The sequence below is a fragment of the Agrobacterium tumefaciens genome (genome assembly GCF_031801495.1).
Taxonomy (GTDB): Bacteria; Pseudomonadota; Alphaproteobacteria; order Rhizobiales; family Rhizobiaceae; genus Agrobacterium; species Agrobacterium tumefaciens_K.
This window is the reverse complement of record NZ_JAOEGC010000002.1, coordinates 1,601,685-1,621,631: the sequence shown is the minus strand read 5'-3', so window position 1 is coordinate 1,621,631 and position 19,947 is coordinate 1,601,685. Positions and strand designations below refer to the sequence as shown.

20 protein-coding genes are annotated in these 19,947 nt (G+C 58.7%); 8 read left to right on the top strand and 12 right to left on the bottom strand.

Annotation, left to right across the window (positions count from 1 at the left end; all coding sequences use genetic code 11):
• Positions 1–12: 12 nt before the first annotated feature.
• The gene (locus N7578_RS17290) at positions 13–681 is read left to right on the top strand and encodes a DUF502 domain-containing protein (RefSeq protein WP_311111498.1); all 669 of its coding nucleotides are present in this window, start codon (positions 13–15) and stop codon (positions 679–681) included.
• Positions 682–684: 3 nt separating this feature from the next.
• On the opposite strand, the gene N7578_RS17285 is transcribed toward N7578_RS17290, so the two are convergent.
• Both N7578_RS17285 and recG read right to left on the bottom strand, forming a co-directional pair.
• Positions 685–960, bottom strand: a complete 276-nt coding sequence (locus N7578_RS17285) for a hypothetical protein (RefSeq protein WP_311111497.1) — start codon at positions 958–960, stop codon at positions 685–687.
• 13 nt (positions 961–973) lie between these two features.
• Positions 974–3,079, bottom strand: coding sequence for an ATP-dependent DNA helicase RecG (gene recG, locus N7578_RS17280; RefSeq protein ID WP_311111496.1), 2,106 nt, complete (start codon positions 3,077–3,079; stop codon positions 974–976).
• Between the two features lie 169 nt (positions 3,080–3,248).
• Here recG and N7578_RS17275 point away from each other — a divergent pair, with 169 nt between their 5' ends.
• From N7578_RS17275 to N7578_RS17265, 3 genes are all read left to right on the top strand, one after another.
• Positions 3,249–3,560 (top strand): succinate dehydrogenase assembly factor 2, encoded by a 312-nt coding sequence (locus tag N7578_RS17275; protein WP_311111495.1) that lies wholly within the window; start codon positions 3,249–3,251, stop codon positions 3,558–3,560.
• A 3-nt stretch (positions 3,561–3,563) separates the two neighbouring features.
• Positions 3,564–7,061, top strand: coding sequence for a transcription-repair coupling factor (gene mfd, locus N7578_RS17270; protein ID WP_311111494.1), 3,498 nt, complete (start codon positions 3,564–3,566; stop codon positions 7,059–7,061).
• Positions 7,062–7,209: 148 nt separating this feature from the next.
• On the top strand, positions 7,210–7,563 hold the full coding sequence (locus tag N7578_RS17265) for a hypothetical protein (protein ID WP_311111493.1): 354 nt from the start codon (positions 7,210–7,212) through the stop codon (positions 7,561–7,563).
• 27 nt (positions 7,564–7,590) lie between these two features.
• Here the strand turns inward: N7578_RS17265 and N7578_RS17260 are convergent, their stop codons facing one another.
• Genes N7578_RS17260 through N7578_RS17250 form a run of 3 tightly spaced genes read right to left on the bottom strand, consistent with a single transcriptional unit; the run spans position 7,591 to position 11,112 of the window.
• A complete protein-coding gene (locus N7578_RS17260; RefSeq protein ID WP_311111492.1) occupies positions 7,591–8,526 on the bottom strand; it encodes a DMT family transporter in 936 nt (311 codons plus the stop codon).
• A gap of 52 nt (positions 8,527–8,578) precedes the next feature.
• Positions 8,579–9,247, bottom strand: a complete 669-nt coding sequence (locus N7578_RS17255) for a DsbA family protein (protein ID WP_311111491.1) — start codon at positions 9,245–9,247, stop codon at positions 8,579–8,581.
• 38 nt (positions 9,248–9,285) lie between these two features.
• On the bottom strand, positions 9,286–11,112 hold the full coding sequence (locus N7578_RS17250) for an extracellular solute-binding protein (protein ID WP_311111490.1): 1,827 nt from the start codon (positions 11,110–11,112) through the stop codon (positions 9,286–9,288).
• Positions 11,113–11,388: 276 nt separating this feature from the next.
• Between N7578_RS17250 and N7578_RS17245 the strand changes: the two genes are divergently transcribed.
• Positions 11,389–12,036, top strand: coding sequence for an invasion associated locus B family protein (locus N7578_RS17245; protein WP_311111489.1), 648 nt, complete (start codon positions 11,389–11,391; stop codon positions 12,034–12,036).
• Positions 12,037–12,107: 71 nt separating this feature from the next.
• Here N7578_RS17245 and hspQ read toward each other — a convergent pair whose 3' ends face one another.
• From hspQ to N7578_RS17225, 4 genes are all read right to left on the bottom strand, one after another.
• A complete protein-coding gene (hspQ, locus tag N7578_RS17240; protein ID WP_311111488.1) occupies positions 12,108–12,437 on the bottom strand; it encodes a heat shock protein HspQ in 330 nt (109 codons plus the stop codon).
• Positions 12,438–12,521: 84 nt separating this feature from the next.
• Entirely contained in the window at positions 12,522–13,406 is an 885-nt protein-coding gene (locus tag N7578_RS17235) for a DMT family transporter (protein WP_311111487.1), read from the bottom strand.
• A gap of 135 nt (positions 13,407–13,541) precedes the next feature.
• Positions 13,542–14,951 carry a type I glutamate--ammonia ligase gene (gene glnA / locus N7578_RS17230; protein WP_311111486.1) on the bottom strand — a complete coding sequence of 470 codons (1,410 nt, stop codon included), beginning with the start codon at positions 14,949–14,951 and terminating at the stop codon, positions 13,542–13,544.
• 71 nt (positions 14,952–15,022) lie between these two features.
• Positions 15,023–15,361: a P-II family nitrogen regulator gene (locus N7578_RS17225; RefSeq protein WP_003515720.1), complete on the bottom strand. Its 339-nt coding sequence runs from the start codon at positions 15,359–15,361 to the stop codon at positions 15,023–15,025.
• A 359-nt stretch (positions 15,362–15,720) separates the two neighbouring features.
• Here N7578_RS17225 and N7578_RS17220 point away from each other — a divergent pair, with 359 nt between their 5' ends.
• Positions 15,721–17,214 carry an NAD(P)H-hydrate dehydratase gene (locus tag N7578_RS17220; RefSeq protein ID WP_311111485.1) on the top strand — a complete coding sequence of 498 codons (1,494 nt, stop codon included), beginning with the start codon at positions 15,721–15,723 and terminating at the stop codon, positions 17,212–17,214.
• Between the two features lie 10 nt (positions 17,215–17,224).
• On the opposite strand, the gene N7578_RS17215 is transcribed toward N7578_RS17220, so the two are convergent.
• Positions 17,225–18,262: a GlxA family transcriptional regulator gene (locus N7578_RS17215; protein ID WP_311111484.1), complete on the bottom strand. Its 1,038-nt coding sequence runs from the start codon at positions 18,260–18,262 to the stop codon at positions 17,225–17,227.
• Positions 18,263–18,324: 62 nt separating this feature from the next.
• Between N7578_RS17215 and N7578_RS17210 the strand changes: the two genes are divergently transcribed.
• Positions 18,325–18,513 (top strand): hypothetical protein, encoded by a 189-nt coding sequence (locus tag N7578_RS17210; protein ID WP_311111483.1) that lies wholly within the window; start codon positions 18,325–18,327, stop codon positions 18,511–18,513.
• A 12-nt stretch (positions 18,514–18,525) separates the two neighbouring features.
• Here the strand turns inward: N7578_RS17210 and N7578_RS17205 are convergent, their stop codons facing one another.
• The gene (locus N7578_RS17205; protein WP_311111482.1) at positions 18,526–18,744 is read right to left on the bottom strand and encodes a hypothetical protein; all 219 of its coding nucleotides are present in this window, start codon (positions 18,742–18,744) and stop codon (positions 18,526–18,528) included.
• Positions 18,745–18,829: 85 nt separating this feature from the next.
• Positions 18,830–18,973: a hypothetical protein gene (locus N7578_RS17200; protein WP_311111481.1), complete on the bottom strand. Its 144-nt coding sequence runs from the start codon at positions 18,971–18,973 to the stop codon at positions 18,830–18,832.
• A gap of 22 nt (positions 18,974–18,995) precedes the next feature.
• On the opposite strand from N7578_RS17200, the gene N7578_RS17195 reads away from it, so the two are divergent.
• Positions 18,996–19,934, top strand: coding sequence for a LysR family transcriptional regulator (locus N7578_RS17195; RefSeq protein ID WP_422646710.1), 939 nt, complete (start codon positions 18,996–18,998; stop codon positions 19,932–19,934).
• Positions 19,935–19,947: the final 13 nt, after the last annotated feature.

Here is a 19,947-nt window from a genome sequence, read left to right as displayed (position 1 = left end):
ACCGAACGGTACATGACCGAAAATCCAATTAAAATTTCCTTTGCAGCCCGGCTGCGCAACAGCTTCCTGACGGGCGTGCTCATCCTCGCCCCGGTCACGCTGACCATGTGGCTGGTCTGGAGTTTTCTGCAATGGGCCGATAGCTGGGTAAAACCCTACATTCCGGCACGTTACGATCCCGAACAGTATTTCGATGTGGCGATCCCCGGCTTCGGGCTTCTAATCGCTGTCATCGCCATCACTTTGATCGGCTTCCTCGGCAATAATCTGATCGGCAAATGGATCGTCGGCGTCGGTGAATCCGTTCTCAACCGCATGCCGCTGGTGCGGCCGATCTACAAGAGCATCAAGCAGATTTTCGAGTCGGTCCTGCGGGAGCATTCCAATTCGTTCAAGAAGGTCGGGCTGATCGAATTTCCGTCGTCCGGCACATGGGCGCTCGTGTTCGTCGCCTCCGAAGCGAAAGGCGAACTGGCTTATCGCTTCAACGAGATCGGTGAGGACATGGTCGCGGTTTTCCTGCCGCCGACACCGGTTCCGACCGCAGGCTTTCTGCTTTTCGTACCCCGCAAGAAAATCGTCATGCTCGACATGACGCCGGAGGATGCCGCGAAACTGCTGATCTCCGGCGGCCTCGTCGCCCCTGATTTCACCCCGCCGAAAACGACCGTTCCGGTTTGAGGATCAATCATCGTCGTCGTCGAGGTCGTCCAGCCCGGTGCTGACGGCGGTCGAGTGGAACACCGGTATGAACAGCCGCATGTAGACAAGCCGGACGCTCCAGCCTTCCTCCAGCGCTTTGATCCATGCCTTCTTGCGGCCCGGTTTCTTGAACAGCTTGCCGATGGCCTTTTTTTCGCTTTTGGCGAAAGTTTCCGGCTGCAGCTTATTGTTCGGCGAGCAGAGCGCATAACCTTTCCGGAAGGCGGGCGGTGGGCGCGAGACGTCGTGCATGTTCATGTCAAAGTTCTCTTTATCCGGCGTGCAGGAAGCGGATCGCTTCATCGCGACGGTGAAGGTAAAGCAGGGTGCGCAGGCTCTCGCCGCGTTTGCCGGTTAGTTCAGGGTCGCGTTCGATCACGTAGGCCGCGTCCTTACGGGCGATTTCAAGCAGATCGGCATGGGCCTCAAGGCTAGCGATGCGGAAGCCGGGCGTGCCGGATTGACGCGTGCCGAGAAGCTCACCTTCGCCACGCAGCTTCAGGTCTTCTTCGGCGATCAGGAAGCCGTCCTCGCTGTCGCGCAGGATGGAAAGCCTCGCCCGACCGTTTTCGCTGAGCGGGCCTTTGTAGAGCAGGATACAGGTGGATGCCTCGTCGCCACGTCCGACACGGCCGCGCAACTGGTGAAGCTGCGCGAGACCGAAGCGCTCGGCGTGTTCTATGACCATGATCGTTGCATCAGGCACGTCGACCCCCACCTCCACAACGGTCGTTGCCACGAGCAGCCGCGTTTCGCCATTCTTGAAGGCAAGCATGGCTGCGTCCTTGTCCGGGCCACTCATGCGGCCATGGATCAGGCCGATATTCGCGCCCAGCGCCTTGGATAGAACCGCATGTCGCTCTTCGGCGGACATCAGGTCGGACTCTTCGGATTCTTCCACCAGCGGGCAGATCCAGTAGGCTTTCTTTCCTTCCTTCAGCGCCGAACGCAGGCGGTCGGCAATATCGCTGATGCGTTCGGTGGGGATGGTCACGGTCTGGATCGGTTTTCGGCCAGCCGGTTTTTCGGTGAGCTTCGAAACATCCATGTCGCCGAAGGCGGCAAGGACCAGTGTGCGGGGGATGGGGGTCGCCGTCATCACAAGCATATGCGGCGTGATGCCTTTTGCGGTGAGGCGCAGGCGCTGGTGCACGCCGAAGCGGTGCTGTTCGTCCACCACCGCCAGAACCAGATTTTTATAAGCGACACTATCCTGAAACAGGGCGTGGGTGCCGATTACGATCTGGGCTTCGCCAGAGGCGACGCGTTCCTCAATCTCTCGGCGCTCTTTGCCCTTGGTGCGTCCTGTCAGAACCTCGCAGGAGATGCCCGCAGCTGCGGCATATTTCGAGATCGTTGCAAAATGCTGGCGTGCGAGGATTTCGGTCGGGGCCATCAGCACAGCCTGTCCGCCTGCCTCGACAGCCGTTGCCATGGCCATCAGCGCCACGAGGGTCTTGCCAGCACCAACATCCCCCTGCAACAGCCGCAGCATGCGGTCTTCGCCTGCCATATCGGTCAGGATATCCTTCACGGCGGCGTTCTGGCTGGGGGTGAGCGAGAAAGGCAGTTGCTGGAGAATTTTTGCTGCCAAATCGCCTTTGGCGCGGATTGGCTGTCCTGCCACCTTGCGCAACCTTTGACGGACAAGCGCCAGCGAGAGCTGCCCTGCCAGAAACTCGTCATAGGCCAGCCGGCGTCGGGCTGGCGCGCGCGGATCGATATCGGCGCTGTCACGTGGGTCGTGCAGCTCGCGAAAACTTTCCGCCACGCCTGCAAAACCCTGTTTTGCCACCAATGTTTCGTCAATCCATTCCGGGAAGACCGGAAGCTTGCCCAATCCGCCATCGATGGCCCGTTTCAGGACTTTGGCGGAAAGACCCGCCGTCATCGGGTAGACAGCTTCCACGAGCGGCAGGTTTCCGGCTTCCGAAAGCTTCACCATGAAATCCGGGTGCACCATGGAGGCGCGGCCGTTGAACCAGTCCACCTTGCCGCTGACCAGCACCTCTTCGTCGACGGGCAGGGCTTTCGACAGCCAGTCGCCTCTGGCGCGGAAAAAGGTCAGCGCCAGTTCGCCAGTCTCATCGTGCAGGAACACGCGATAGGGGGCGGAGCGATTGCCGGGCGGTGGCGGCTGGTGGCGATCCACGCGTCCCTGGATGGTGACAATCGCGCCGGGTTGCGCGAGCGCGATTCCCGGACGGTTGCGCCGGTCGATGACATTGGAGGGCGCATGAAACAGCAGATCGATGACACGTGTGTCTTCGGCGTTTTCTCGACCCAGAAGTTTCGCCAGCAGGTCGGCAAGCTTCGGCCCCACACCGGCAAGGGTGGAGACGCTGGCGAAGAGGGGATCGAGGATGGCCGGACGCATGGGCAGCAAAATCAGGGAAGGGGATACGTTATGCAAGACCGCTGAGGCGATAAACTCTGTTTATCACCCGCAGTTTTTGCATACGCAGGTGTTATTTCGGCAAAAACCGGTTCCCAACCGTTCCCGAGATGTTCTATAGGAAGGCAAAGTCAATAAACAGGTGAATGCGATGACTGGACTGGTGCGTACAAGTGCCGACCTCGAAGCAAGGCGCAAGCGGATTCTCTATCGATGCTGGCATCGCGGCATTCGCGAGATGGACCTGGTGCTGGGCCAATTCGCCGAAGACAATATCGACAGTCTCTCAGAAGAGCAGCTCGACGAGCTTGAAGTCATAATGGCCGAGGAAGATCAAGACCTTATCCAGATGGTGACGGGTGCCGCAGCCATTCCGGAAAAATTCCGGACGCCCTTGTTTGAAAAGATTATTTCCTATCGCCCGGATTTCGATGTCGTCACATCTGCAACCGTGAAAGCCTGAACCATGATCGCCGGGATAGATGTCAGGCTGGTCGCGTCGGCCGATACGCCGCTGACCATCGGAAACGTGCCTTCCGGCATGGAAGCACTTCTGCTGGCGGAGATGGCGCGGGAAGGCACGTCCGTTGCCTACGTCATGTCCGATGGCCAGCGCGTTGCTGATCTGGAGCAGATCCTCGGTTTCGTCGCGCCTGACATTCCGGTGCTCACGCTTCCGGCGTGGGACTGCCTTCCCTATGACCGCGTGTCACCGAGCGCTGACACTTCGGCGCGTCGGCTTGCGGCGTTGTCCGGCCTCATCGCCCACGCGAAAAAGCCACATCCTTCAATCGTTCTCGTCACCGTCAACGCCATGCTGCAGAAAATGGCGCCGCGAGACATCATCGAAAGTCTGGCTTTCTCGGCGAAACCCGGCAACCAGATCCGCATGGAAGAGATTGCCGCACGGCTGGAACGAAATGGTTTCGACAGGGTGGCGACGGTGCGCGAGGTCGGTGAATTCGCCGTGCGCGGCGGCATTCTCGACGTTTTCGTGCCAGGTACGGAAGAGCCGGTGCGTCTCGACTTCTTCGGCGATACGCTGGAAAGCATCCGCACCTTCGATCCAGCCAGCCAGCGCACCATCAGTCAGGCCCGTTCGCTGGACCTCAATCCCATGAGCGAGGTGACGCTGACACCGGATACGATCAGCCGGTTCCGCAAGAATTACCTGTCGCTTTTCGGTGCAGCTACACGCGATGACGCGCTTTATCAGGCCGTGTCCGAAGGTCGCCGTTACGCGGGCATGGAACACTGGTTGCCGTTGTTCTACGAAAAGCTGGAAACCGCCTTCGATTATCTGCAAGGTTTCCGGATCGTCACGGATCACACGGCGAGGGAAGCGGCGAAGGAGCGCTCCAAGCTGGTTCTCGATTATTACGAGGCACGCCGCACGTCCGGTGAGACGAAAGGGTCGACGCAGGGGGCACCCTACAAGCCCGTTTCGCCCGGTCAGATTTATCTCGATGGCAAAAGCTTCGATGCGGCGCTTGCCGAGGTCAACGCCGTTCGTCTGACGCCCTTCAACGAACACGACACGCAGGGCCGCCCCGTCGCCACGCTCGATGCGCATGTCGGGCCGCGCTGGGCACGTCCACCGACGGAAAGCGGTGACGAGGAGCGGGTGAACGTCTTCGACCTCGCCGTGAAGCACATCGCCGATCGGCGGGCCAAGGGCTGGAAAGTGCTGATTACAGGCTGGTCGGAAGGTTCTCTCGACCGTCTGCTTCAGGTTTTGAACGAACACGGGCTCGAGAAGATCAAGCCGGTGGCATCCCTCAAAGAGGTGGAGAAACTCGGCAAGGGAGAGGCTGCATCCGCGGTTCTCAGCCTCGAGGCGGGTTTCGAAACGGGCAATCTCGCCGTCATCGGAGAGCAGGATATTCTCGGCGACCGCATGGTGCGCCGCTCCAAGCGCCGCAAGCGCGGTGCGGATTTCATTTCGGAAGTCGCTGGTCTGGATGAAGGCTCGCTGGTCGTCCATGCCGAACACGGTATCGGCCGGTTTGTCGGCCTGCGCACCATCGAGGCGGCTGGCGCACCGCGCGCCTGTCTGGAACTGCATTATGCCGACGAGGCGAAGCTGTTTCTGCCGGTTGAAAACATCGATCTTCTGTCGCATTACGGTTCGGATGCTGCGGAAGCGCAACTCGACAAGCTCGGCGGTGGCGCATGGCAGATGCGCAAGGCCAAGCTCAAGAAGAAGCTGTTGGACATGGCGGGCGATCTCATTCGCATCGCCGCTGCGCGCATGGTGCGTCATGCCCCGGTGCTGGTTGCGCCGGATGGGCTTTATGACGAGTTCGCCGCCCGTTTCCCTTATGACGAGACGGAAGACCAGCTGAACGCCATCGATGCCATCCGCGAGGATCTCGGTGCAGGCCGCCCGATGGATCGCCTGATCTGCGGTGACGTCGGTTTCGGCAAGACGGAAGTGGCGCTGCGCGCTGCATTCCTCGCCGCCATGAACGGCGTGCAGGTGGCGGTCGTCGTGCCAACCACGCTTCTGGCCCGTCAGCACTTCCGCACATTCTCGGAACGCTTCCGTGGGCTACCGATCCGCGTTCAGCAGGCGTCGCGGCTTGTGGGTTCCAAGGAACTGGCGCTGACCAAGAAGGAAGTGGCGGACGGCAAGACGGATATCGTCGTCGGTACGCATGCACTGCTTGGTGCGGGCATCAGCTTTGCCAATCTCGGCCTTCTCATTATCGATGAGGAGCAGCATTTCGGTGTGAAGCACAAGGAGCGGCTGAAGGAGCTGAAAAGCGACGTGCATGTTCTGACGCTGTCGGCAACGCCTATTCCGCGCACGTTGCAGCTGGCGATGACTGGTGTTCGCGAGCTGTCGCTCATAACCACGCCGCCCGTCGACCGCATGGCGGTGCGCACGTTCATCTCGCCTTTCGATCCGCTGGTGATCCGCGAAACGCTGATGCGCGAGCATTATCGCGGTGGGCAGAGCTTCTATGTCTGCCCGCGTCTTGCCGATCTTGCCGATATCCATGCTTTCCTTCAATCGGATGTGCCTGAACTGAAGGTGGCCGTCGCGCATGGCCAGATGCCCGCCGGCGAGCTCGAAGACATCATGAATGCCTTCTATGACGGCAAATATGACGTGCTTCTGTCGACCACGATTGTTGAATCCGGTCTCGACGTTCCGACGGCCAATACACTGATCGTGCACCGTGCCGATATGTTCGGCCTGGCGCAGCTCTATCAGCTTCGCGGCCGCGTCGGTCGCTCCAAGGTGCGAGCCTTCGCGCTCTTCACGCTGCCGGTCAACAAGGTGCTGACGACGATGGCGGAGCGCCGCCTCAAGGTCTTGCAGTCGCTCGATACGCTCGGCGCCGGTTTCCAGCTCGCCAGCCACGACCTCGATATACGCGGTGCGGGCAATCTTCTGGGTGAGGAACAGTCCGGCCATATCAAGGAAGTCGGCTTCGAGCTTTACCAGCAGATGCTGGAAGAGGCCGTTGCCGAAGTGAAGGGCGACGAAGAGGTGCGGGACACCGGCTGGTCGCCGCAGATTTCGGTAGGCACCTCGGTGATGATACCGGAAGATTACGTGCCGGACCTGCATCTGCGCATGGGGCTTTATCGCCGCCTTGGCGAGCTGGCCGATATTTCCGAGATCGACGGTTTCGGTGCGGAAATGATCGATCGCTTTGGCCCGCTTCCGAAGGAAGTCCAGCATCTGCTGAAGATCGTCTACATCAAGTCGCTGTGCCGCATCGCCAATGTCGAGAAGCTGGATGCCGGTCCGAAGGGCGTCGTCGTACAGTTCCGCAACAAGGAATTCCCCAACCCGGCAGCACTTGTGGGCTATATCGGCAAGCAGGGCTCTATGGCGAAGATCAGGCCGGACCACAGCCTGTTCCTGACCCGCGATCTGCCGACGCCGGAAAAACGCCTGACGGGTGCGGCGATGGTCATGACACAGCTGGCGGAACTCGCGAAGCCCTGATGTCCAGGCGGTTGGCCGCTGTCGCAATCCGGGCCTGTTTTGCAGTATCGCGGAAACTTTTTTCCGTGATCTACATTAATAGTGGGAGCGGAATTTGAGGCGAATACCAGGTCTCGCCACCCCGCTCTGAAAATCAAGGAGCAGGACCATGTGGAGCAAGGTGAATAGATTTGCTACCGCTGGTCTGGTTGCCCTGACAATTGCAGGCACAACAATTGCCACGACAAGCCAGGCTGAGGCACGCAATCGTCATTCCGACCGCGCAGTCGCCGCGGGCATTATGGGCGCCATTATCGGCGGCGCTCTCATAGCCGGATCGCGACACCATTATTACGATCGCTATTATGGCGGATCCTATTACGGTAGAGGCTATTATGACGGGCCGATCTATGGTCGTGCCTATGGACCGCCGGTCGTTTACCGCCCGGCCTATAGAAGCTGCCATGTTGTATGGCGTCAGAACAGCTGGGGCGACATGTATCGCGCCCGTGTCTGCTACTGATTGTCTGACTGACGGCTGAGCGTAGTTTTATTTCGTCGTATCTTCCGGCGTCATCGCCACCGCAACGTTCTGGTCAGTGGCGGCGATGGATGCGGGCAGGGGAACATTGCGCTGCTTTTCGCGAACGAGGGTCAAAAGACCCGAACCGACGATCAGCACGATACCGATCAGCATCCAGCCGTCGACGTGGTCGCCGAAGATCAGATATCCGAAAAAGATTGCCCACAGCATCTGGCTGTATTGCGTCGGGCCAATCATCGCGGCAGGCGCATATTGGGCCGCATACATGACCAGCACGTTGGCGATAGCACCGAGCAGGCCGTAACCGGCAAGAAGCAGCCACTGTTCGCCGGTGGGCGGCGTAAATGTCGGCAGCATTGCGAAACCGCATATCACCAGACAGCCCAGCACACCTGCACCGTACAGCGAGATATTCTTTTCCCGCGGTCCTATGGCGCGGAAAATCACGATGGTCAGCGCGCCGCCGAGGCCGCCAAGGATCGCGCCGAGATGGCCGATGGAGAGCTCACGGAAACCGGGGCGCAGGACGACGAGAACGCCGGCGAAACCGATCAAGACGGCGGACCAGCGCTTGATGCCGACCTGCTCCTTCAGAAACACCACCGACATGATGGTGACGAAGGAGGGCAACAGGAAGATCAGCGCGAAGGCTTCGGCCATCGAGAGATGGGTGAAGGCGGTCACGCTGCCGACCGCTCCGATGCCGGAGGCGAAAAAGCGGATCAGCCAGAGCGGCCGATTGGTCGTCTTGACGATATCGACCCATTTGTCGCTGCTCTTGCGGATGAAGGGCAGGGCGAACAAACCGAAAAAAGCACCGAAAAACGCGGACTGAATGGGCGACAGCTGCCCCTCGATGAGCTTTACGCTTGCATCGCTCCAGGCGTAGGCGGCGAAGGCGGCAAAGGCGAGCAGGATGCCTTTGAGGGTCTGGTCTGACATAGGGAAACACCAACAGCATATCGTTCAAGATGAAACTGCCGGTGCGTCGCCGTCAGTTCATCGCTCTATGCTCTTCGGCCTTCATTTTTGCAATATCCCGCAATGCAGCAATCAGGACATCTGGCGTTTGTGCGCCGCTTATGGCGTATTTCTGGTCGATAATGAAAAACGGCACACCGGAAACACCCATCTGCTGCGCTGCATCAATCTCCGAAAGCACCGTATCCTTGTCCGCATCCGAAGCCAGCAGGCGTGTGACGAGTGCGCGGTCCATGCCGGCCTTTTCAGCCACGTCGGTCAGAACCGCATGGTCACCAATGTTGCGGCCTTCCTCGAAATTCGCCTTGAACAGGCCGTTGACGACCTTTTCCTGCATGTCGCGCCCCTCTGCATGCGCCCAGAGCGACAGGCGGTGTGCGTCGAGCGTGTTCGGGCCGATCTTGATCGCGTCGAAGTCGTAATCGATGCCGACTTCCTTGCCGAGCTGGACGAGCGTGGTGTGCGCCTGTTCGAGGCGCTCCTTGCCAAGCTTTTCCTCAAGCGCGGCCTTCTGGTCGACCCCTTCCGGCGGGTAGTCCGGATTGAGGCGATAAGGACGCCAGTTCACGTCCACGCTGATTTCGTCCTGCACTTCGGCAATGGCGAGATCCAGCCGCGCCTTGCCGAGGTAGCACCAAGGGCAGACCATATCCGATACGACGTCTATGACGATGCGTTCCATGGTTTTTCTCCGAGTTTCCGAGAGTGGGAGGGACGCGCCTAGCGCGCCCGGGCGTCCCACCAGGTCTGTTTCTGGTTGCCGAATACAGGTGTGATATCCGGTCGTTCGATGTGTTTCCAGCGTGCCACCCATTGCGCGCCGATGTAATAGAGCGGGATGACGTAGTGCTGGGACACGAGCAGGCGATCGTAAGCGCGAACCGCGGCCTGAAAATCTTCCGTGGAACGTGCCTGCAGCAGGGCGTCGATCATGCGGTCGATATCGGCATCGGCGGCTCCCGCATAATTGAAGCTGCCCTGAGCATCCTTTGACAGCGAGCTCCAGCGGTTCAGCTGTTCGGCACCCGGCGACAGTGAAGATGGATAGGAGCGGATGATCATGTCGTAGTCGAAACTGTTCGACCGTGCCTGATATTGCCCATCGTCAACCGAGCGGATCGCCATGTCGACGCCGATCAGTTTGAGCGTGCGTTGATAGGCAAGCGCCATGCGCTCCTGGGCGGGGTTCTGGGTCATCAGCTCGAACGAGAGCGGGCGTCCCTGCGCATCGCTCATCCGGCCGTTCTTGATCGTATATCCTGCTTCCTTCAGCGTATCGACCGCCAGCTTCAGAACCTTGCGGTCGACGCCGGAGCCATCCGTTTCCGGCAATGCGTAGGTGCCTGCCAGCAACTCTGGCGACAGTCGCTTCGCCGCGTCGCCAAGCAGGGTGAGTTCCCGCTCATCGGCCGCATTACCGTAAGCGCCAAGCGGTGAATTTTGCCAGTAGCTCTGGGTACGCTTGAAGGCACCGCCCAGAATGTTGCGGTTCAGCCATTCGAAATCGAGCGCGTAGGACAGTCCCTCGCGCACCTTCTCGTCCGCAAAGACGGCGCGGCGGGAGTTGAAGACAAAGCCGAACATGCCGGATGGCAGGCGCGGCTGAAAAACGTCCTTCACGATATCGCCACGATGCACGGCCGGGAAGTTATAGGCCTGACCCCAATGCGAGGTATCGGAGGTTCCGTTTATCGCATCGCCTACCGGATAGATATCGATGTCGCCCTTCTTGAAGGCTTCAAACATCGTCGGCACCTGCAGGAAGTACATCACGCTGATTTCATCATAGTTGTCGAAGCCGACCTTGGCGGGGATATCCTTGCCCCAGTAGTCCGGATTGCGCTCCCAGACGATCCGCTCTCCCGGACGAAGCGTCTTGATCCTGTAGGGGCCGGAGCCGATCACCGGGCCGAGTCCCGCCTGTTCGAATTTTTCCGGATCGATGGCGTGTTTCGGGAGGATAGGGGTGGAGGAGGCCAGAATCAGCGACGTTTCGCGGTTTGCCTTGTCGTTGAAGGTGAAACGAACGCTGTGATCGCCCGTCTTTTCCATTTTCGCCACGCCGTTCAAACGGCTGTCGAAAGGAGGGCGCCCCTTTTCCTTCAGGAGATTGAACGTGAAGATCACGTCGTCGGGCGTCACCGGCTGGCCGTCCGACCATTTTGCCTTCGGATTGATGTTGAACTGGATGAAGGTGCGTTCCTCATCCCATTCGACGGTTTCGGCCAGCAGGCCGTACAGGCTGAAAGGTTCGTCGCTCGACCGCTGCATCAGCGGTTCGTAGAGGAGGTTGCCGAATTCCGGATCCCATACGCCGCGGGCCGTCGTGCGCATGCCTTTCAGAACAAAGGGATTGAGGCTGTCGAAGGTGCCGACGACGCCGTAGGATACGCGCCCGCCCTTCCTGACGTCCGGGTTGACGTAGGAGAAGTGTTTATAGTCCGGAGCAAGGGCGGGTGTACCATGCATGGAGATCCCGTGAAGCGGTTGCGCGAAGGCGACGCCTGAAAAAAACAATGCGGGAATGAGGGCCGCAAGGTTACGCATTTCACTATCCTGTCTCGACTGTCGGTCTGATTCTGGCGGGACTGTAACACAAGCCCGCCCGTGAACGCATGCAAGGGCCTGAAATCTTGGGTCCGCTCAAGAAAAAGTTAAAGAAACGCTGGATATCGCGCCGAACGGCATGTAACAGGGGTGCCGGAAGAGACGGGTCACGCATTTGCCTCATTTAACCGACAGTTGAACGGGCAGAAGGATACCGCCATCGACAAGCAGGACCTTGCGTTCTGTTCCGGCAGACATTCAGGAGACGGAACTCTTATGATGCAAAAGGCAAACATTTTCACCCGGACGGCTCTGTCCGCTCTCGTTCTTTCTCTGGGCGCGGTTGCTGCTCCGGCTGTTTCGCAGGCACAGGAAGCTGCCGCACCGGCTGGCGCTCCGCCGCTCGGCTGGTTCAAGACCTGCTCCAAGCAGGAAGACAACGACGTCTGCGTCGTGCAGAACGTGGTTCTGGCCCAGAATGGCCAGATGATCACCGCCGTTGGCCTCATCACCGTCGAAGGCAAGGTCAACCGCAAGCTTCTTCAGGTTTCCGTACCGACCGCGCGTCTCATTCCTCCGGGCGTGCAGATGCAGATCGACGGCGGCAAAGGCCAGAAGCTTGACTACGCTGTCTGCCTTCCCGACAAGTGCACCGCCGAAATCCCGCTCACCGACGCGATGATCGCTTCGCTGAAGAAGGGCAACGAGGTCGTATTCACCTCGATCAACTTCCGCCGTGCGCCGAACCCGATCAAGATTGCCCTCAACGGCTTCACCGGTGCCTACGATGGCGCGCCGATCAGCCAGTCGCAGCTCGCTGAAAGCCAGCGTACCCTGCAGGAAGGCATGCAGAAGAAGGCTGAAGAGGCTCGCAAGAAGCTCGAAGCTGCTCAGGATGCTGCAAAGTCTGCTCCGAAGCCCTGATTACTTGCCTACGGCAAGAAAAAACCGGTCTGGAAACAGACCGGTTTTTTTATGTCCTATGCAACGGGTGCTCAATGCGCAGTCGAGATCTTGGGACGCCATTCGCCGTTCGGCGCCTTGTCGAAGAGCAGGCCGATATTCGGATTTCTCAAGGGCGTCTCATTCTCGTCGTGAACGAGGTTCTGTTCCGAGACATAGGCGACATATTCCGTTTCGTCGTTCTCAGCCAGAAGGTGATAGAACGGCTGATCGCGATCCGGTCTGATTTCGACGGGAATTGCATTCCACCATTCCTCGGTGTTGGCATATTCCGGGTCGACGTCGACAATCACACCTCGGAACGGAAACACCTTATGGCGAACGATCTCGCCAAGCGTGAATTTTGCGTCTCGTTGTTTCATGGTATGACCTTCCTTTCCCTACATGATGTGGGGGTGGGTAAGGAAATATCAAGCCCTTGGGTCGCGTCGCCTTCGAATCATGCGCTACCTGCGCCCGATCGGTGCCGTGGAGAGGATCACCCCGCCCGTGACAAGGACGATGCCGACAGCGTGATAGTTCTCGAACGTTTCGCCGAGAAACACCGTCGCCATGATGATGGAGATGGGCGGCATCATGTAAAGGGTTATGCCAGCCGTTGCCGGGCCGAACACCCGCACCGTATGGGTGAAGCAGTAGAAGGCCAGAAGTGATGCGAACAGGATGATGCCGCCGATCTTGGCCCAGGCGGTCGCGGTTGTCGGCAGCAGGCCTCCGTGCGCCAGTTCCATGGCGGCAGGTGGAGCTAAAACCAGTGCGCCCGAAAATGCGATCAGGCCGAAAAGGCTGATGGATGCCATGCTGCGAGCGGCTGGGTCACGCAACAGCATGGAATAGACTGCAAAGGAAATCGCCCCCATCAGGATGGCGAAATCGCCGATGTTGAGGTTGAGATGCCAGAGTGCGGCAATGTCGCCTTTCAGAACGATGGCGCCGACGCCGACAAAGGCGACCACCATGCCGATCACTTCCAGCGTACGGATTTTACGGCCCTGAAATATCCGCTGGAACAGGATGATGAATAGCGACGATGTGGTGTAGATCAGCGTGCCGTTCTGAGCGGTGGTTTCCGTCAGCCCCCAATAGACGACACCGCCGCAGATTCCCATGCCCAGAATGCCGAGGCACAGCCACAGCAGCGTTTTGTGTGTGACGAATTCGATGCAGTTGCGCCAGTCCGCCACCATGAACGGTACGATGATGAGGCAGGAACCGATCCAGCGGATGAAGGCGGTCGTGAAGGGCGAGACTTCGCCCACGATGCCGCGGCCGAGGATGGTGTTGCTCGAGAAGAAGAAGGGCACGGCCAGAAAGATGAGCCAGTCGGTCATGCGCGCTGCGGGCGGGGAGGTGGGGGATGTCGACATGGTTTTTATAAGCAGGCTTTTTTCCAAATGAAAACGGCGGCTTTCCTGGGAAAGCCGCCGAACTTTTCCGGTCGCCGTCGAGCGGCGTCCGAATAGCAATCAGGCCGAGTAGTACATGTCGAATTCGACCGGATGTGGGGTCATTTCGAAGCGCATAACTTCCTGCATCTTCAACTCGATGAACGAGTCGATCTGGTCGTCATCGAACACGCCGCCGGCGGTCAGGAACTTGCGATCCTTGTCGAGGCTTTCGAGCGCTTCGCGCAGGGAGCCGCAGACGGTCGGGATCTTCTTCAGTTCCTTGGCGGGCAGGTCGTACAGATCCTTGTCCATCGGCTTGCCGGGATGGATCTTGTTCTTGATGCCGTCAAGGCCAGCCATGAGCATCGCCGCAAAACCGAGGTAGGGGTTCTGGGTCGGGTCAGGGAAGCGGACTTCGACGCGCTTTGCCTTCGGGTTGGAGCCGAACGGGATACGGCACGATGCGGAGCGGTTGCGCGCGGAGTAGGCGAGCAGAACCGGTGCTTCATAACCTGGAACCAGACGCTTGTAGGAGTTGGTCGTCGGGTTGGTGAAGGCGTTGATGGCCTTGGCGTGCTTGATGATGCCGCCGATGTAGTAGAGGCAGGTTTCGGACAGGCCGGCATATTCGTCGCCCGCAAAGGTCGGCTTGCCGCCCTTCCAGATCGACTGGTGAACGTGCATGCCCGAGCCGTTGTCGCCGAAGATCGGCTTCGGCATGAAGGTTGCCGTCTTGCCGTAGGCGTTGGCGACCTGATGGACGACGTACTTGTAGATCTGCATCTTGTCGGCGCTGGAAACCAGCGTATCGAACTTCACACCCAGTTCGTGCTGTGCAGCGGCCACTTCGTGGTGATGCTTTTCAACGACCACGCCCATTTCGGCAAGAACGGTCAGCATTTCGGAGCGCATGTCCTGAAGGCTGTCGATCGGCGGAACAGGGAAGTAGCCGCCCTTGACGCGCGGACGGTGGCCGAGGTTGCCGGTTTCGTAATCGGTATCGTCGTTGGACGGCAGTTCGGAGCTGTCCAGCTTGAAGCCGGTGTTGTACGGATCTGCCTTGTACTTCACGTCGTCGAACACGAAGAATTCCGGCTCGGGGCCGACGAATACGGTGTCGCCGATGCCGGATGCCTTGAGGTAGGCTTCGGCCTTCTTGGCGGTACCACGCGGGTCGCGGTTATAGGCTTCGCCGGAAACCGGGTCGAGAATGTCGCAAAGGATAACGAGGGTGGACTGCGCGAAGAACGGGTCGGTATGGGCAGTTGCCGGATCGGGCATCAGCACCATGTCGGACTCGTTGATGGCCTTCCAGCCTGCAATCGAGGAGCCGTCGAACATCACGCCATCGGCGAACATGTCTTCGTCAACGCATACGACATCCATGGTGACGTGCTGCAGCTTACCCTTGGGATCGGTAAAGCGCAGGTCCACGAACTTGATGTCGTTGTCCTTGATCTGCTTCAGGATATCGTTTGCGGTCGTCATTTGAATTTCCTTGAGTGTGATGATGACGAGGTGAAAAACCTGAGCCTCCCCGGCTCAGGATTTGGTTATGATTATATGGCGTCCACGCCTGTTTCACCGGTTCGAATTCTGATGACTTCTTCGACATTGGAAACGAAAATCTTTCCGTCGCCGATGCGCCCGGTCTGAGCCGCGTTGCGGATTGCCTCTATGACGGCTTCCGCATTTTCATCCGCCAATACAACTTCGACTTTCACTTTCGGCAAAAAGTCCACAACGTACTCTGCTCCGCGGTAGAGTTCCGTGTGGCCCTTCTGACGACCAAAGCCTTTTGCTTCCGTGACCGTGATTCCCTGCAGTCCGACTTCCTGAAGGGCTTCCTTCACTTCATCGAGCTTGAAAGGCTTAATGATCGCTTCGATCTTTTTCATGAGAAAATATCTCTCCGCTTCTCCCGTTAAAGCAGGTTATTCCCGCTCTGCGACAAGAATGCACGTATTGTGCCAGATCGGAAGCGGCCTTGAAGAAAAAAGTTCGTTCCGGAGGCCGTTGCAAACAAAATGCGTGCGGTTTCGCCTGGTTTCAGGAGAATTTCTCGCGAAAATCGGAAAAATTTGAGCGAAATGTGGCGTGTTTTACGTATTTTAGAGTCATGCCATATTTCTGGTGCGGCAATTGGAATGCATTGGTGTTGATGAAAATTTATGCCTTTGCATAAATTTAAATCTTTCTTTTTTGCCCATTTTTGTGTCGATTGCCTTTCCCCGTGTTTTGAGGTGAATATCAAGGCATGATGTCCCATCCACCCCTTTTCCTCATCGATCCAGAAGCCATGTCCCGCGTCGATGATGCAGCGGGGAGGTCAGGTATTCCGCTCTTCAGCCTGATGGAACGGGCAGGGCAGGCCGTTGCGGCCTGTGCCCTTCGGCATTATCCGCAGGCGCTACGTTTTGTCGTCCTTTGCGGCAGTGGCAACAATGGCGGTGACGGCTATGTCGCCGCGCGTGCATTGTCGCAAAGCGGGGCTGCCGTTGTCGTCCATCATTTCGGTGACGTGGAAAACCTGAAGGGCGATGCGCGCACGGCGTTTGAGCGAAGCGGAGCCACCCCCACGCCTCTGGCGGCCTATCTCCCACAAGTCGGCGACGTGGTGATCGATGCCGTCTTTGGTGCCGGGCTATCGCGGGACGTGCCGTCCGAGCTGAAGCGGGTAATCGAGGCCGTGGCTGCGGCGCGGGTGCCCGTGATTGCGGTGGATCTGCCCTCCGGTCTGTGCGGCAGGCGAGGTGTGCCGCTGGGGGCTGCCTTCGCGGCGCAGCAGACTGTGACGTTCATGGCCCGCAAACCCGGTCATCTGCTGCTGCCCGGACGGGAACTGTGCGGCGAACTGGAGGTTTTCGATATCGGCATTCCGCAGCGGATCGTTTCTGCCCATGCGGGGCACGTCGCGGAAAATCACCCGCTGATGTGGCAGGACGTCTTGCCTCGTCCAGAGGCGGAGACGCACAAGTTCAGACGCGGGCATCTGACTGTATTTTCCGGACCGGCCCACGCGTCCGGTGCGGCCCGCATGACCTCACTCGCCGCCCTGAAAGCCGGAGCGGGTATCGTTACCGTCGCGGCTCCGCGATCCGCTCTCGATGTGCTTTCCGCCACCTTGACCGCGGTAATGAGCACGCGGCTCGACGATGACGACAATCTCCGACTGTGGCTGGAAGATAAAAGACATGGCGCTTTTGTGCTTGGTCCCGGTTTCGGTGACTTCGAAAAGGCCCGGGGATTCGTGTCCCTTCTGGGTGACAGATCGCTGGTGCTTGATGCAGATGGCATCACCGCATTCCGGGAAAGTCCGGAAAGCCTGTTCACGCTGATCAGATCCGGCCACGGGCAATCCGTTCTCACACCGCATGAGGGCGAGTTTGCGCGACTGTTTCCCGACATCGCCATCGACAGCGCGCTTGGCAAGATCGAAAGGGCGCAGGCTGCGTCGGCCCGCAGCGGTGCCGTTATCGTCTACAAGGGCGCAGATACGGTTATTGCCGCACCGGATGGCAGGGCGCTGGTGAACACCAACGCGCCGCCCTTTCTGGCGACGGCAGGATCAGGCGATGTTCTGGCAGGCATCGTCGGTGCGCTGCTTGCGCAGGGAGCGTCCGCCTTCGAGGCCGCGGCTGCCGGGGTGTGGTTGCATGGTGAAGCGGGCGAAAGGGCAGGCAGCGGTTTGACAGCCGAGGATCTTGTCCATGCGGTCAGGCCGTTCGGGGTTGCACCTCGGGTGTATTAGAGCGTTGCCGTCAATGCGCGACCTTGCCCTGACTGGCCACCGCAATTCTTGACGCGCTCAGCACGAGTTTGCGTTCGGCGCGTTCCTGCTGCGGGGTGCGGTTGTAGATCTCGCGATAACACTTCGAGAAATGTGAAGCCGAGACAAAGCCGCAGGCGACAGCTACCTCGACCACCGGCATCGCTGACTGCACCAGAAGATGACGGGCGCGGTCGAGGCGGATCTCGAGATAATAACGGGCAGGGGAGCGGCCCATTTCCTGACGGAACAGGCGTTCGACCTGACGACGCGAAAGATCGGCGCCGTCGGCGATGTCGAGCAGCGACAGCGGTTCGGCCAGATTGCTTTCCATCAATTCGATGATCGACAGCACCTTGCTGTTCTGGACGCCGAGACGGGCGCGCAGGGGCAGGCGTTGACGGTCGTTCGGATTGCGGACCCTGTCCGTCAGTTGCTGCTCACAGACACGGTTGACCAGATTGTCACCGAAATCCTGTTTGACCAAGTTCAGCATCATGTCCAGCGACGCGGTGCCGCCTGCACAGGTATAGATGTTGGCGTCGACTTCGTAGAGGTCGGCGTAAACTTCCACCTGTGGAAAGGCTTCGGAAAAGCCGGGCAGGTTTTCCCAGTGGATCGCGCATCTCCTGCCGTTCAGCAGCCCCGCCTGAGCAAGGATATGTGCGCCTGTACAGAGGCTTCCTATCGCGATACCGCGATTGTATGCCTCGCGCAGCCACGCGTTGACGGACTTGTTGCTGTACTGATCGACGTCGATGCCGGAACAGATGATCGCCATTTCGGGCCGGTTTTCTCCGGTCACGTAGCGGCGCTCGTCGGCAAGACAGGTGTCCGCCTCAAGACAGATGCCGCTGGACGACATGACCTTCTGGCCATCGGCGGAAGCAAGGCGCCATTCATAGGCGTTGTAACCCAGCATGCGGTTGGCAATGCGGAGCGTCTCGACCGCGGCCGTGAACGGCAGCAGCGTGAATTGCGGAACAAGAAAAAAGACGATCGAGCGTTTCTTCTGGGACGACTTGCTCATTTGCCCGGCTCCTTTGCGAATACGCAATTCCTTGCTTGGAATTGGTGTTCTGGATATCCTGTATGCGACATATTAAGCGCAAAATACGTCGCGGATATGGGGCTGTCAAAAAAGCGCTTTTGAAATATGCAAATTTCGTGGATCGCTTTGAAAATAGGCGATACGTCGCTTTTAAAATGGGCATCGCCAGCCGGCTGGCGGGACGAATTTCTGTAGATGGAAAACGGCTCATGATCAAAAGCGGATCATGAGCCGTCAGTATCTTATTTGCGCACAATACGGGTGCTGTGGTTGTCCGTCGTCGGCCATCCGATGTCCTTCAGAGTTTCAGGAGGAAGCGCTTCGAGTGCGCGCAGGGTTCTTGCGCGGCTCCAGTTCGCGTAAAGCTCTGAAACACGGTCGGCCACGCGATGCAGCCAGATTTCGGGTGCGGGCCGCGGGCGTGCCGCGCCGGATGCGGTGTGGGTGTGTACCATGGTCATGTTCTGATCCTTTCCGTAACCACGATCTCTTTTCCATTCCGGTATGCGCCTGGATTGTTCATCAATCAAATGAATGAATTTTATTTCATTCATCAATTTTGTGTATGTTTTTTCCGAGCAGGATCGGAGCGGTTTCCGCTTTCCAGGTGAAGCGGAACAATGTCGCTTCCCAACAACTGAAGTCTCTTGCTGCTGCTGGAACTGCATCCTGATCTGTACCTTGCAGCATGATTGACATTCAATCAAACGAAATGATATCTATCTATAATTCAAAATATTTGAAGGTGCGCGCTATGACCGTTACATTCCGCCAACCCCTGCCGCTGCTGGATAACGACATCTTGAGAACCTTCGTGGCGATTGCGGAAACGGGGAATTTTTCGACCGCCGCCGAGGTTGTTTTCAGAACGCCTTCCGCCGTTTCCATGCAGATCAAGAAGCTTGAGGAGCAGCTGAAGACGACGCTGTTCCTGCGCGATGCCCGCTCCGTCACGCTGACTGCCCATGGGGAAACGCTGTTGACCTATGCGCGCAGAATGATCGCGCTTTCCAATGAGGCTGTCTCCCGCTTCGTCATGCCAGAGCTTTCGGGTGTCGTGCGTCTCGGTGCGCCGGAAGATATCGGCGAGCGCGGGCTTCTGCCCGGCATCCTGAAGCGTTTCGCCGAAGCGTTTCCGGGTATCATGATCGACGTCACGATCGATTCCAGCTCCAGTCTCTACAAGCGCATGGATGAGCAGAGGCTCGATCTTGCTCTTGTCAACTGTGCGTCCCATCCGCTTCGCGATGCGGGCGAAGTGCTGATGCGCGAGCGTCTTGTGTGGGCGGGCGCAAAATGCGGAACGGCGCATCTTCGCGATCCGCTTCCCATCTCCATCTGGGAGGAGGGCTGCATCTGGCGCTCGGAGGCGATCAATTCGCTTGAGAAGCGCGGACGCAATTTCCGGGTGGCTTATCTGAGCGGGCATACGATGGCGCAGCGCGCCGCCATCATCGCGGATCTGGCGATTGCGCCGCTACCTCGATCCTATGTGCAGAACGATATGGTCATTCTGAGCGACAAGGAAGGGCTGCCCGAGCTAGGCTGTTTCGATATCCGGCTGATCGTCGGCGAAAAACCGTCACGCCCGATTCTGGCCGTTGCGGAAAGCATCCGCAACGCCTTCCTGGATGCCGCCAAGGCGGCATGAGGGTATCGCGCAT